At 73.2% G+C, this 12,734-nt stretch carries 11 protein-coding genes; 5 read left to right on the forward strand and 6 right to left on the reverse strand.

Annotated elements, in window-relative coordinates:
- Positions 1–36 precede the first annotated feature (36 nt).
- Positions 37–1,968, forward strand: coding sequence for a tetratricopeptide repeat protein (locus AB0M99_RS13865; protein WP_365919864.1), 1,932 nt, complete (start codon positions 37–39; stop codon positions 1,966–1,968).
- A 383-nt stretch (positions 1,969–2,351) separates the two neighbouring features.
- Entirely contained in the window at positions 2,352–2,915 is a 564-nt protein-coding gene (locus AB0M99_RS13870; RefSeq protein WP_365919866.1) for a DUF6817 domain-containing protein, read from the forward strand.
- A 22-nt stretch (positions 2,916–2,937) separates the two neighbouring features.
- Here AB0M99_RS13870 and AB0M99_RS13875 read toward each other — a convergent pair whose 3' ends face one another.
- A complete protein-coding gene (locus AB0M99_RS13875; protein WP_365919868.1) occupies positions 2,938–3,846 on the reverse strand; it encodes a LysR family transcriptional regulator in 909 nt (302 codons plus the stop codon).
- A gap of 100 nt (positions 3,847–3,946) precedes the next feature.
- Between AB0M99_RS13875 and AB0M99_RS13880 the strand changes: the two genes are divergently transcribed.
- On the forward strand, positions 3,947–4,681 hold the full coding sequence (locus tag AB0M99_RS13880; protein ID WP_365919870.1) for an SDR family oxidoreductase: 735 nt from the start codon (positions 3,947–3,949) through the stop codon (positions 4,679–4,681).
- A gap of 53 nt (positions 4,682–4,734) precedes the next feature.
- Positions 4,735–4,941 carry a 4-oxalocrotonate tautomerase family protein gene (locus AB0M99_RS13885; RefSeq protein WP_365919872.1) on the forward strand — a complete coding sequence of 69 codons (207 nt, stop codon included), beginning with the start codon at positions 4,735–4,737 and terminating at the stop codon, positions 4,939–4,941.
- A gap of 84 nt (positions 4,942–5,025) precedes the next feature.
- On the opposite strand, the gene AB0M99_RS13890 is transcribed toward AB0M99_RS13885, so the two are convergent.
- Both AB0M99_RS13890 and AB0M99_RS13895 read right to left on the reverse strand, forming a co-directional pair.
- On the reverse strand, positions 5,026–5,649 hold the full coding sequence (locus AB0M99_RS13890; protein WP_365919874.1) for an isochorismatase family protein: 624 nt from the start codon (positions 5,647–5,649) through the stop codon (positions 5,026–5,028).
- Between the two features lie 97 nt (positions 5,650–5,746).
- Positions 5,747–6,739 (reverse strand): DJ-1/PfpI family protein, encoded by a 993-nt coding sequence (locus tag AB0M99_RS13895; protein WP_365919876.1) that lies wholly within the window; start codon positions 6,737–6,739, stop codon positions 5,747–5,749.
- 190 nt (positions 6,740–6,929) lie between these two features.
- Between AB0M99_RS13895 and AB0M99_RS13900 the strand changes: the two genes are divergently transcribed.
- Positions 6,930–7,673: a polysaccharide deacetylase family protein gene (locus tag AB0M99_RS13900; protein WP_365919878.1), complete on the forward strand. Its 744-nt coding sequence runs from the start codon at positions 6,930–6,932 to the stop codon at positions 7,671–7,673.
- 13 nt (positions 7,674–7,686) lie between these two features.
- Here the strand turns inward: AB0M99_RS13900 and AB0M99_RS13905 are convergent, their stop codons facing one another.
- The 3 genes from AB0M99_RS13905 to AB0M99_RS13915 form a co-directional block, all read right to left on the reverse strand.
- Positions 7,687–9,156 (reverse strand): CehA/McbA family metallohydrolase, encoded by a 1,470-nt coding sequence (locus tag AB0M99_RS13905; RefSeq protein ID WP_365919880.1) that lies wholly within the window; start codon positions 9,154–9,156, stop codon positions 7,687–7,689.
- A 60-nt stretch (positions 9,157–9,216) separates the two neighbouring features.
- Positions 9,217–11,763, reverse strand: a complete 2,547-nt coding sequence (locus AB0M99_RS13910; RefSeq protein ID WP_365919882.1) for an FtsX-like permease family protein — start codon at positions 11,761–11,763, stop codon at positions 9,217–9,219.
- Positions 11,764–11,844: 81 nt separating this feature from the next.
- Positions 11,845–12,612, reverse strand: coding sequence for an ABC transporter ATP-binding protein (locus tag AB0M99_RS13915; RefSeq protein WP_365920151.1), 768 nt, complete (start codon positions 12,610–12,612; stop codon positions 11,845–11,847).
- Positions 12,613–12,734 lie beyond the last annotated feature (122 nt).

The raw sequence follows: 12,734 nt of genomic DNA on the forward strand, positions 1-12,734 counted from the left end.
TTCGTACCGATCACCACGGCAGGGAGAGACGGAGAGATGGACGAGCGGGCCGAGCGGGACGAGCGGGACGAGCGGGACGAGCGACTCGAAGCCGAGGGCGAAGTGGCGGTTGCCCGCCTCGCCATCGGCAGCGGGGATCTGGGGCATGCGGCGAAGCACCTCGGCAACGCGCTGACCACCGACCCGCGTTGTCCCGACGCCTACGAGGCCCTGAGCGAACTCGCCGCGGCCGCCGGCGGTCACGCCGCCGCCCTGGAACTGTTCCCCGAGGACGAGCCCTGCATCGGCTCGATCGCCTGCGTCGCCCAGCTCCACGCTGCCGCCGGGCAGTGGGAGCCCGCCCTTTCCGCGCTCACCTCGGTGATCGGCGCCGACCCCGAACGCCCCTGGGCGGAGGTCGCCTGGCTGGCCGACCCCGCGCTGCCCGGCCGCCTCTCGCCGGACGCCGTCACCCGGGCCGTCGCCGGGCTCTCCCGCAACCTGCCCGATCCGCTGCCGCCGCAGCTCCGCGACGGTGTCCAGCCGTTCTACGCGCTGGTCAGAGCGTGCGTCGCCGCCCGGCCCGAGCACACGCTGCTGCACGCGATGGCCTCCGCCCTCGCCCGCCGCTTCGGCGACACGGCCGACGCCGTCACCTGGGCCGAGCGCGCCCAGCAGCTGGAGCCGGGCCACACGCAGGCCGTCATCCTCGGCTCCGCACTCAACGCCGCCGGTCGCCCGGACGACGCGCTCGCCGTCTGGGAGGCGGAGATCGCCCGCGACCCCTCCGACCTGCACCTGTACGTAGACGTGGCCGAGCTCTACGGGAAGACCGGCCGCCCCGCCGAGGGCCTGGCCTGGCTCGACCGCGCCCTGGCCGCGGAACCCGACCACCCCAAGGCCGCCCCGGCCGCGTTCGCCCTGCGCCACGCCGTCGATGGCGGTACGAAGCATCTGCTCGCGCTCTCCGACCACCTGCGCGCCCACCCCGACCACAACTACGCGGCCCACCTCCTGAACGGGCTCTGCGACAACGAGCCTTGGCTCGGGCACGTGCACCACGCGCTCGAAGCGAGCGTCAACGTACTCCACCAGATGCTCGCCAACCCCGAGACCGCCCGGGACCACGAGATCGAGCTCCTGGGCTCCGCCCTGGAAGCGCCCAGCACGCGCCTGGCCCTGCGCATGGGTTTCCCGCGCTCGAAGCTCGACTACCAGGCGCTGCCGTCGCCCGACCCCCGGGTCCCGCAGTACCGGGTGGACACCGCCCTGTGGGAGTTCGAGGGCCTCGACGCCCGCCCCGCCGTCGCCCCGCCCTCCCCCGAGGCCGCGGAACTCGTGCGCCAGGTCGCCGCGTTGAGCTGGTCGGCGCCGGGTGCCGCGTACGACCACGCCGTACGCCTCGCCGGGCTGTCCGCCGAGGACCTGCTGGCCGTGTGCGTACACCCGCCGCTGCCCCGGGAGGACGAGCAGGGGGCGTACCTGCTGGGCCGCCAGCCCGAGATGTGGGTCCGGGCGGTGCAGACCTTCGCCTGCCTGGGCCTGGCCCACCACCGCGCGGACGAGCCCTGGCTGGACTCCCGCCGCAGGACCCTCCTCACGCACCTCCTCTTCGGCCCGGAGGACTGGACGAACGAAGCCGCCGGCTTCGCCCTCCTGGCCACGGCCTGGTCCGACCCGACGACCCGCGACGACATCGGGGCCCTCCTGGTCGACCGCATGATGGCGGTGGGCAAGGCCTGGCAGGACCGCGACGCCACGATCCTCGCCTCGCTCTGCCACCTGGTACTGGCCTGCCCGTGGCTCCAGCCGACCTTCCTCGACCTGGCCGACAAAATGCTGTCAGCAGCCACGGAGTTCCACGCCCAACCCGCTCCGGACGCCGCAGACCGCCAAGCGGAAATCACGGCCGCCCTGAAGTCCCGCACGACCCCTCACCCCCGCAAACCCCGCTCCCTCCTCACCCGCCTCTTCGGCCGCTCCCGCTGATCCGACCAGCCGGGCCCGGTCCAGCCCTTGCGGACCGCGTCCGCAGCCCGTGCGAGACCGTTCCGGCTGGGGTCAACCGGGGGGACAGACTCCGCTCAGCCGGCCGAACCACCGAGGAGATTCGGGCGTTCCGATCGGAGCCAGGATCGCTCGGCCGTCAACTCGGCCACATCGCCGCGGGCCAGAAACGTTGCCCACGGCTCGTGGCCTCGCCGGCCGAGCCGTTCGATGCTCGCCGCTGCTGCTCGGCGGGACGCAGCGGCACGGCGTACCACATCCGCGGGGTGTGGAAGCGAAGCAGGGGATTGACTTGGGGTTTGCGGGTTGCGAGCCTGCGTTCGGGGACGGGGGCAGGGGTCCCACCCCGCGAAGGGACGGTCCTGATGGTGCTTCCCGCTGAGCGTGCTGCGGCCGCCCTGGGTTTGCTCGACGAGCTCGGGGGCGCGGGTGTGGAGCATCCCGGGGGGACTCTGGGGGCGCATCTGGAGCGGGTGCGGCGGCAGTTGGAGGTCTGGGGGGCGCGTCCCGCGCTTCAGCTTGCCGGGTTGTGCCATGCGTTCTACGGGACCGACGGGTTCGCGGTCGCGCCGTTGGCCCTCGGGCAGCGGGGGCGGCTCGTGGAGGTGATCGGCGGCGAGGCCGAGGCGATCGTGTACTTCTACGCCAGCTGCGACCGCGGCGCCTCCTATCCCCGGATTGCCCAGTCCGACGCGGGCTTTCGTGACCGGTTCACCGGCCGTACGTTCGTGCCCGCCCTTCAGCAGCGCAAGGACTTCGCCGAACTCACCGCCGCCAACGAGCTGGACATCGCGCGCATCGACGCCGGCTTCCGCGAAGCGCACAGCGCCGGCCTGCTCGCGCTCTTCACCTCCCTCAAGCCGCTGCTCAGCCCGGCGGCCCGGGAGGAGTGTGCGGCCTTGCTGCCGCCCTGTGCCCCGAGTGGTTGAGGCCGGAGCCGGGGCCCCCGCGCTAACCGCTGTGCGGTGTCGTCAGGTTGGTTACGAGTTCCTCCACGAAGGTGTCCAGGTGCGGCGGGCGGGCGCCCTGGCGGGTGGCGCAGAACCAGGTGCGGGTCAGCGGCTGCGCGCCGATGCGGACCAGCGCGAGGGCGTGCGAGGCCGCGTACGGGGCGGCCACCCAGTTGGGCAGAACCGTCACGCCCTGACCGCCCGCCACCATCTCGACCACCAGGTCAGTCACCACGGGCATGGTGGTGATCCGGCCGGGCCGGGCTCCGGCGGGGATCGGCAGCGGCATCGACGGGATGCGCTTCTGGTCGTAGAAGTCGTAGAGGACCAGGTCGACGCCGTCGAAGTCGCGGGCGGTCAGGTGTCTGCGGGACGCCCACGGGTGTCCGGCGGGCACCACCGCCACCATCTCGTCCTCGAACAGCCGCGTCAGGGAGACCCGTTCCATCTGCATGTCCGGCTTGGTCACCAGCGCCACGTCCACGAGGTCGGCCAGCAGCGCCGGGATCGGTGCGTCGTCGGCGACGGTCTCGATGCGTACGTCGACGTCCGGCTCGCGCTCGCGGAACGCGCGCAGTACGGGCGGCAGCCAGGGGAAGGTGGTGCTGCACTGCGCGGTGAAGCGGACCCGCCGGTCGCGCCCGTCCCGGATCTCGCGCAAGTCGCGGGAGGCGGACTCCAGTTCGCCGAGGACCTGGCGGGCGGCCACCAGTAGCCGGCGGCCCGCCGCGTTGGGGATCAGGCGGCGGGCCTTGCGGTCGAACAGGGGCATGCCGAGTCGGGCCTCCAGCCGGGTCAGCCGCTGACTGAGCGCGGGCTGGCTGACGTAGAGCCGCTCGGCGGCGGCGGTCAGCGAGCCCGCGTCGGCGGTGGCGTGCAGGAGCTCCAGGTCACGCAGATCCACATCCATAACGCTGGATTATGACATGCTCCAATTTCCGTCGTGGTGTTATGTGTTGAGGGCTCGTAGGTTTTCTGGTGTCACCCAGGAAACCGAAAGGCACACACCCATGACTGCCACCACCGCCCTCGTCACCGGCTCCTCCAGCGGCATCGGCCTCGACATCGCCCGCGCCTTCCTGGCGAGCGGAGCCAACGTCGTCCTCAACGGCCGCAACCCCGAGCGTCTCGCCAAGGCCGCGGCCGACCTGGGCCACCCCGAGCGGACCGCGTGGGCCGCGGGCGCCATCGCCGATCCGCGGACCGGCGAGTCGCTCGTCCGCACCGCCCTCGACCGCTTCGGCGGGATCGACGTCCTGGTCAACAACGCCGGTACGTTCGCCCCGAAGCCCTTCACCGAGGTCACCGAGGAGGAGCTCGACGGGTTCCTGACGGGCAACCTCAAGGGCACCTACGTCACCACCCAGGTGGTCGTACGGGCGCTGCGCGCGCAGGGCCGCGGCGGCAGCATCGTCAACATCGGCACCGTCCTCGTGGACCACGCACTGGCGGGCTTCCCGGCCTCCGCGCCGGTGGTCAGCAAGGCGGGCGTGCACGCGCTGACCACGAGCCTGGCCGCCGAGCTCGCGGCCGACGGCATCCGCGTCAACCTCGTATCGCCCGGCATCATCCGCACCCCGCTGCACGCGGGTTCGGACGTGGACTCCTTCGGCGGACTCGCCCTGCTCAACCGGGTCGGCGAGGTCGCCGAGATCTCCGATGCGGTGCTCTACCTCGCGGGCGCCACGTTCGTCACCGGACACGCCCTGCGCGTGGACGGCGGCCACGTCATCGGCCGCGCCTGAGACTCCACCTCACCTCACCCCGACCCACCTCCTCCGGAAGGACATTCACAGCCATGCCGTACGTCAACGTCAAGATCACCCGTGAAGGCGCCACCGCCGCCCAGAAGGCCGAGATCATCGCGGGGGTCACCGACCTGCTGGTCAGGGTCCTCGACAAGGACCCGGCGACCACGTTCGTCCTCATCGACGAGGTCGACCTGGAGGACTGGGGCGTCGGCGGCGTCCCGACGGAGGAGTACCGCCGCCGCAACCGTGCGTAGGTCGTGAGCGGGACCGTCCGGACGTACGGCAGTGCGCGGCGGGGCATCGGCCCCACCGCGCACTGCCGTACGTCCGCGTCCGCGTCAGGCGGGAAGAGCCTCCACGGTGGGGACGACGACCCCGAACAGGTCGGTGACGGCGGTCAGCGCGGCCGCCTGGAGGGCGGCAGCGGGCAGGACTGCGCCGTCGGGGGTCGCGAGGGCGCGGGTGGCGGTGGTCTCGGCGACGACGGTGGAGCGGTAGCCGAGGTTGAAGGCACCCTGGGCGGTGTAGTTGACGCACATGTGCGTCATGAAGCCGGCCAGCACCAGGTCGTTGCCACTGCCGGGTTCGAAGCCGAGGCCGGTCAGCGTCTTCTCCAGTTCGGTGGCGTTGAAGGCATTGGGGAACTGCTTGACCACGACCGACTCGCCTTCCACCGGGGCGACTTCGTCGCTGATGGCGCCGATGTGGGCGCGGATGTCGTACGGGGTGCCCTCCCCGCCGTCGTTGATGACGTGGACGACCGGGGTGCCCGCGGCCCGGGCGCGCTCCAGCAGGCGGGCGCCGGCCGCGAGGGCTTCCTCGGCGCCTTCCAGGGCCATGACTCCGGTGCGGTAGGTGTTCTGGAAGTCGATCATGATCAGGACGGAGTCGCTCAGCCTGGCCGGCCGGCTGTCCAGGCCGCTGACGTCTCGCAGGGTCGCGGAGGGCTGGTTCGTGCTCATCGGTTTTCCTTTCGTGGAGGAATGAAGAGGAATCAAGAGGAATCAGGCATGGCGAAGCCGTGCGCCCTGCCTGGGTGTGGTCGTGCGGTGAAAAGGGTCAGACGGTCTGTGTGCGGAAGCGGCGGCGGTACGCGGCCGGGGTCGTGGCGAGCTGCCGCCGGAACGCCCGGTGCAGGGTCTCCGCCGAGCCGAGCCCGGCCTCGGCCGCGACCCGGTCGAGCGGGCCGTCGGTGGTCTCCAGCAGGCGCCGGGCCACCTCGACCCGGGCGGCTTCGACGTAGGCGGCGGGACTGGCGCCCGTCTCCTGCCTGAAGACCCGGGCGAAGTGCCGTTCGCTCAGGCACATCCGGGCGGCCAGCACCTCCGCGGACAGGTCCTCGTCGAGGTGGTCCGCGATCCACAGCCGCAGCTCGTCGATGTCCCGGCGGGCGGAGGCGGGCCGGCTGAGCGGCACGGAGAACTGGCTCTGGCCGCCCTGCCGCTTGAGGTACATCACCAGTTGCCGGGCCACGGCGAGCGCGACGTCCTCGCCCAGGTCCTCGGCCACCAGGGCGAGCGCGAGGTCCAGGCAGGCGCTGATCCCGGCGCCCGTCCAGAGCCGGCCGCGGTCGGTGCGGACGAAGATCGGGTCCGGGTCGACCGTGACGGCCGGATGGTCGGCGGCGAGCTGGGCGGCGGTCGACCAGTGCGTGGTCGCCGTCTTCCCGTCCAACAGCCCGGCCGCCGCCAGTAGGTGCGCGCCCACGCACACCGACGCCACCCGCCGCGCGTGCGGGGCGGTCTCCTTCACCCAGGCCACGACATCGGTGTCGATCCGGGCCCGGGGGCCGTCCTCGGCCATGTCGACGGCGCCGGGCACCAGCAGGGTGTCCACCCGCCCGCCGACCTCATCGAAGGCCAGGTCGGCCAGCAGCCGCACACCCGCCGACGTACGCACCTCGCCCGCGGCCGGCCCGGCGAGCCGGACCTGGTAGCCGGCGCGGCCCGCGGTCTCGCGGTTGGCCAGCGCGAAGACCTCGGCCGGGCCGGTGACGTCGAGGAGGTCGACATCGGGGAAGACCGCGATGACGACACGGTGCGAAGTGGGCATGACCCAATCCTCACCGGCACCACCCATGACCGCAATGACGGCTGACTGTCACATCCGGACATCGGACGTGCGTGGCCGAGCCCCGAGATCACCCGAGTGCCCGGCACGGGCTGCAGGCGCCGGGCCCGTGGCTCTCGCATAGTCCTGACAGGGCTGCGAATGGCGGACCGCATCGAAGGGAATGCCCGTGATGGATGTGGGACGGCGTGCTGTTGTTATGGCGGCGGCGCTCGCGGCCGCGGGATCCCTCCCCGACCCTCACGCCCTGGCCGCACCCGCAGCGGGTCCCCGTCCGCCGGCCGCGTGGTTCGGTGACGAGATCCGGCGGATTCCGACCACCCGGAAGATCGTGGCGCTCACGTTCAACGCCGCCTGGGACGAGGCCGGGATCGAGACCGTGCTGACCGAGCTGCGCCGGCGGAAGCTCGCCGCCACGTTCTTCCCCACCGGCCGGTTCGCCGAGTCCCGTCCCGCGGCCGTCCGTGCGATGGCGGCCGCCCACGGCCTGGGCAACCACTCGCACACCCACCCCTACTTCGACGACCTCACCACCGGGGAACGCTCCCGCGAGGTCCAGCGCGCCGACACCGCGATCCGCCGGGCATCGGGGGCCGAGCCCCTCCCGCTGTTCCGGTTCCCCTACAGCGCCACCGCCCCGGACTCGATCGCCGACGTCAACGACCTCGGCTACGCGGCGATCGAGTTCACCCAGGACACCAACGGCTACCTCGGCCCGCAAGGCGGCATGAGCGTCGACCGGGCCGTGCAGCGCGCCGTCGACGCCCTCGCTCCCGGCGCCATCCTCCAGATGCACGTCGGCAGCAACGGCGACGGCGTCGTCCTGGACGCCCTGGCCCTGCCCCGCATCATCGACGCGGCCCAGCGGCAGGGCTACGAGATCATCGACCTCCGTACCCTCCTCACCAGGGATTAGCCGGGCGGCAGGGTCACGTCAGCCAGATCGGGTTGGTCAGCGCCACCGGCGCTCCGGGCAGCGGTGGCATCTGCGGCGTACGGCGGACCTCCGCCCGGACGGAGGACGTACGGGCGGGTGTGGTGCGCCACTCCAGCGCGGTGGCGGCCGGGGCCGTGAAGGCCACGCCCTGGTCCGTGACCAGCCGCAGGTCGCAGCCGTCGGCTCCGGTCACCGTCAGCCGGACCAGGACCTCCGCGCCGGCCGGGGCGTGGAGCCGGTCGCCGATCCCGGCGTGGGCCCCTCGCGCGGTGACCGCGTCGAAGGTCACCGATACGGCCGAGGACTCGGCGGCGTAGCTGTGGCCCGCCCGAAGGCCGGCCAGTATCGCCTCGCGGGACAGGTCCTCGGCCAGCACCACCGTCTGCGGTGTGCCCACCCGGTCCGGGTCCCGGTGGTAGTCGCTGCTCGCGATCACCGGGAGCCACCGTTCGCCGGGGCCGCGCAGGGTCGCGTCCCACGAGGCGAGGGCGACCTCGTCGTCCGGGGTCCAGGTGCCGTTCCACACCTCCACCGCGTCGGCTTCCCCGAAGCCGAACTTCCAGGCGCAGCCTATGCAGGTGGCGTGCGGGTGGGCGGGGACGACCAGGCCTCCGGCCCGCCGGATCTGCTGTGCGAAGCGGCCGAAGCGCTGGTCGCGGGCCCGGTAGCGCCAGTCCACGAACGTGCCCGGTGCGGTACCGACCGCGAGGACGTGGCCGGTGCGGGTGGTGACCTCCTCCCCCGTCAGGATCAGCAGGTCGGGATGGGTCCCGGCGACGGGGCCCCAGGCCGCGTGGGCCGAATTCGTGTTGTGTTCGGAGGAGTTGATGAAGTCCAGGCCCGCCCCACGGGCGAGCGCGGCGAGTTCGGCGGGGGTGCGGCGGCCGTCGGAGTGCACGGAGTGCAGGTGGCAGTCGCCCCGGTACCAGGCACGGCCGCGGCCCCGTACGCGCTGCGGCGGGTGGACGGGGGTGGCGGGGACCCCCGGCGGGCCGTGGGTGAAGGTGGCGGTGATCTCGTAGGACAGGCCCTGGGGGGCCACCGTGTACGGGCCCAACGCCAGGTGCCAGCGGCCGGGTTCGAGGGCGCCGGGCAGGTAGCCGGGGGTGGCCGCGTCGGCCCGCAGGAAGAACTCGCCGCGGGCGCCGCCCGACCAGCCCCGGAAGCCGCGGCCACCGAGGGCGGTGCCGCGCTGGTCGAAGATGCCGATGTCGAGCGCGTTGCCCGGGGTGCCGGACGGCTGGGGCGGCTTGTCGTAGGTGTAGGCGATGCGCAACTCACGTACACCTGAAGGCACTTCGAGCGGGACGTACACGTAGTCCGGGGCGCCGGGTGCGATCGTGCCGCGCAGGGTACGGATGACGGTGGCGGCGGGATCGGCGTCGTCCCGGTCGGCGGGGGTGAGGGGGCCGGCGGCTGCGGCCGCTCCGGTTGCCAGCAGTTCTCGTCTACTGAGGGCCATACGGAGACGGTGGCAGCCGCCGGTGAATGCGGCGTGAAGCTCCGGCTGCGTTCCGGGTGGCTACGAAGCCGCGGTGGCGGCGGGGATGTCGACGCGGGCCGCCCGGCGGGCCGGCCACAGCGAGGCGAGCAGCGCGCCGGCCAGGGCGATGAGCACGCCGACGGCGAGGCGCCCCCACGGGATGACCAGCGTGTATCCCACGACGCTCTCCTGGAGGGTGCGCCCCAGCGCCCAGCCCGTGAAGACTCCCAGGACCGTGCCGAGGGTGGCGCCGAGCCCTCCGAGGAGCAGGGCCTCCAGCCGGATCATCCGGGTCACCCCGGCCCGGTCCACGCCCAAGGCGCGCAGGGTGCCGATCTCCTTGCGGCGTTCGAGGACGGACATCGCGAGGGTGTTGGCGATGCCCAGCGCGGCGATCACCAGGGCCATGCTCAGCAGGGCGTAGAAAACGTTGAGCTGGTCGCCGATGGACCCGCTGTCCTGGGCTCGGATGGCCGCCTCGTCGAGGACCGCCAGGGCGGGGTTGTCGCCGAGGGCGTGGGTGACGCTGCCGAGCGCGGCCCGGCCGGGTCCGCCGTCAGCGGCCACGAGGATCCCGTCGGTGTGCGGGGTGGAGTCGTAGCGGGCGACAAGGGAGTCGGGTGCGGTGATGCTGGGCAGCAGGTTGCTCTGCTCGTCCGCCCGGTAGATCGCGCCGATGGTGACGCTGCCGCTCTGGTCGTCCTGGCGCTTGAGCGGGAGGGTCTGGCCCACGTGCCAGCCCGCCGCCCTGGCCTTGAAGTCGGCCACGGCGATCTGGCCCTGGGCGAGGCGGTCGAGGGAGCCGTCGACCACGTCGTACCGGACCAGTCGGCCGATGGTGGCGGGGTCGACGCCGGTCAGGACCGAGGGGGCGCCCGCGAGGTGGTATCCAGTGGACTGGTTGAGCGGGCTGAAGGCGATGCCGGGCACCTTCTTGAGGGGCTCCGCGGTGGCGGGCGTCATCCGCATGGCGCCGTCGGCGGGCTTCACCAGGTAGTCGGCGGTGAAGTCGTGGGTGGTCGCGCGGTCGAGGTACTGGGCGGCGGAGGCTCCGAGGACCGACAGGCCCGAGGCGAGCGTGAGGGCGATGGCGAGCGCGGCGGCGGTGGCGCCGGTGCGGCGCGGGTCGCGCACGGTGTTGCGGGCGGCGAGGTCCCCGTACACGGGCTGGAAGCGGGTCAGGAGCGGCTGGAGCGCGGCGACGAAGGGCCGGGACAGCAGCGGGATGAAGCCGATCGCCCCGGTCAGGGTGAGGGCCGCGCCGATGCCGATGACGGCCCGGGCGTCCTTGCCCGTGGTGATGGCCCCGTACACCGTGGCGGCGGCGCCGCACAGCACCAGCGCTGCGCTCAGGCCGGTACGGAGGGAGCCGGCGCGAGCGGGCGGCGCGTGCTCGGCCGCGCTGAGCGCGGCGACGGGCGGGATGGCCATGGCCCGGCGGATCGGCAGCCAGGCGGCGACCAGGGGCAGGGCCGTGCCGACCAGCACGGAGGCGATCACGGTGCCCGGGGTGAGGACCAGCGGGGCGGCCGGGGCGTCGTCGGCGGCGAAGACGGTCTGGAGCAGGGCGGCGACCCCGGTGCCGACGGCGAGGCCGACCGCGGAGGCGACCGCGCCGACGACGAGGGTCTCGGTCAGCAAGGTGCGGCGCACCTGCTTGCGCGAGGCACCGACGGCCCGCATCAGGGCCAGCTCCCTGGTGCGGCGGGCGACGAGCATGGTGAAGGTGTTGGAGATGAGGAAGGTGGCGACGAACAGGGCCACCGCGGCGAAGCCCAGCAGGATCTGGCTCATCGTGTCGCTGTCGCTGGTGGCGAGGTTCACCTGGATCTGGGCGAGGCGGGCCCCGGTGGCCGCGCCGGTGCCCTGGGGCAGCACCTGTTCGACGCGGCTGAGGAGCTGCGTCACGTCGGTGCCGGGCGCGGCCGTCAGGTCGATCTTCTGGTAGCGGCCGGGCTGGAGGTAGAGCTCCTGGGCGGTGGCGCCGGTGAACAGCGTCAGGCTGCCGCCGGCGGGGAGCTGGGTCCCGTCGGTGCGGAAGATCCCGCTGAGGGTGTACGACGCGGCGCCCTGGTCCGTGCCGACGCGTACGGCGTCGCCGATGCGGTAGCCGCCCTTCGCGGCGGTGGTCTCGTCGAGGGCGATCCTGTCCTTGCCGGTCGGGCCGGAACCCTGGACGAAGCGGTACGCGGGGTCCTTGCCGTCTGTGCCGGGGGCGAAGTTGCCGCCCCGGTGGGCGGGGCCGTGCCCGATCAGCCGGCCTTCGCGGTCGGCGACGGCGGCGAAGCCGTCGACCCGGCCCGCGGCGGCGGTGACGCCCTGGACCTTGGCCAGGGTGTCCACGGCGGCGGCGTCGATGCCGGCCGGTCCGCCGCCGCGGGCGCCACCTGCTCGGGAGTCGTCGGGGAAGACGCTGACGGCGATGCGCTCGAAGCCGGCGCTCGCCCGGGCGGTGGCGGCACGGTTCAGGCTGTCGCCGTAGACGAGGCTGCCGGAGATGAAGGTGACGCCGAGCATGACCGCGAAGGCGGTCATCAGCAGGCGGGCCTTGTGCGCGAACACGTTGCGCAGGGCGGTACGGAACATGGGGTGCGGATCCTGGGGAGCTGGCTCGGCGGTGCGAGCGGGCGGCTGGGTCGGTGCCGGGGGGAGGGCGGGGAGGTCGGCTCAGCTGGTGCGTGAGCGCGCGTCGAACGCCTTCATCCGGTCCAGGACCCGGTCGGGGGTGGGGCGCACCATCTCGTCGACCAGGCGGCCGTCGGAGAGGAAGACCACGCGGTCCGCGTATCCGGCGGCGACGGGGTCGTGGGTGACCATGACCACGGTCTGGCCGAGCTCGCGCACCGAGTCGCGCAGGAAGCCGAGGACCTCGGCCCCGGCGCGGGAGTCCAGGTTGCCGGTGGGCTCGTCACCGAAGACGATCGCCGGCCGGGAGACCAGGGCCCGGGCCACCGCAACGCGCTGCTGCTGCCCGCCGGACAGCTGTCCGGGCCGGTGGCCGAGGCGTTGGGAGAGGCCGACCATGGAGACCACGCGCTCCAGCCACTGCCGGTCGGGCCGGCGACCGGCGACGGTCAGCGGCAGCGTGATGTTCTCCAGCGCGGTCAGCGTCGGCAGCAGGTTGAACGCCTGGAAGATGAAGCCGATCCGGTCGCGGCGCAACTGCGTGAGCTGCCGGTCGCCGAGCGTGCCCAGTTCGGTGGTGCCGATGCGGACGGAACCGGAGTCGAACGAGTCGAGCCCCGCGGCGCAGTGCATCAGGGTGGACTTGCCGCAGCCGGAGGGGCCCATGATCGCGGTGAACTCGCCCTCCCGGAAGGAGATGCTGACGCGGTCCAGGGCGACGACGCGGGTGTCGCCGCTGCCGTAGGCCTTGGACAGGTCGGTGGTGGAGGCCGCGGTCCCGGTCGTCGCGTGCGGCGAGTACGGGGCCAGGGGGTCGGCGGTCACAGGGACTCCTCTTCGGGTGCGGAACGGTGCACTCCGAAGGGTGTCGGGGGAACGTATCGGGGCCTGGGCCGCCGTGTATCGGCGCCGGCGCCGCTTTGTATCGGTTG

Source organism: Streptomyces sp. NPDC051183 (assembly GCF_040682455.1).
Lineage (GTDB): Bacteria > Actinomycetota > Actinomycetes > Streptomycetales > Streptomycetaceae > Streptomyces.

Excerpts from the sequence above, each read along its gene's own strand:
- AB0M99_RS13865 (WP_365919864.1), top strand. The coding sequence starts at position 37 with ATGGACGAGCGGGCCGAGCGGGACGAGCGGGACGAGCGGGACGAGCGA.
- AB0M99_RS13870 (WP_365919866.1), top strand. The coding sequence starts at position 2,352 with ATGGTGCTTCCCGCTGAGCGTGCTGCGGCCGCCCTGGGTTTGCTCGAC.
- AB0M99_RS13875 (WP_365919868.1), bottom strand. The coding sequence starts at position 3,846 with ATGGATGTGGATCTGCGTGACCTGGAGCTCCTGCACGCCACCGCCGAC.
- AB0M99_RS13880 (WP_365919870.1), top strand. The coding sequence starts at position 3,947 with ATGACTGCCACCACCGCCCTCGTCACCGGCTCCTCCAGCGGCATCGGC.
- AB0M99_RS13885 (WP_365919872.1), top strand. The coding sequence starts at position 4,735 with ATGCCGTACGTCAACGTCAAGATCACCCGTGAAGGCGCCACCGCCGCC.
- AB0M99_RS13890 (WP_365919874.1), bottom strand. The coding sequence starts at position 5,649 with ATGAGCACGAACCAGCCCTCCGCGACCCTGCGAGACGTCAGCGGCCTG.
- AB0M99_RS13895 (WP_365919876.1), bottom strand. The coding sequence starts at position 6,739 with ATGCCCACTTCGCACCGTGTCGTCATCGCGGTCTTCCCCGATGTCGAC.
- AB0M99_RS13900 (WP_365919878.1), top strand. The coding sequence starts at position 6,930 with ATGGATGTGGGACGGCGTGCTGTTGTTATGGCGGCGGCGCTCGCGGCC.
- AB0M99_RS13905 (WP_365919880.1), bottom strand. The coding sequence starts at position 9,156 with ATGGCCCTCAGTAGACGAGAACTGCTGGCAACCGGAGCGGCCGCAGCC.
- AB0M99_RS13910 (WP_365919882.1), bottom strand. The coding sequence starts at position 11,763 with ATGTTCCGTACCGCCCTGCGCAACGTGTTCGCGCACAAGGCCCGCCTG.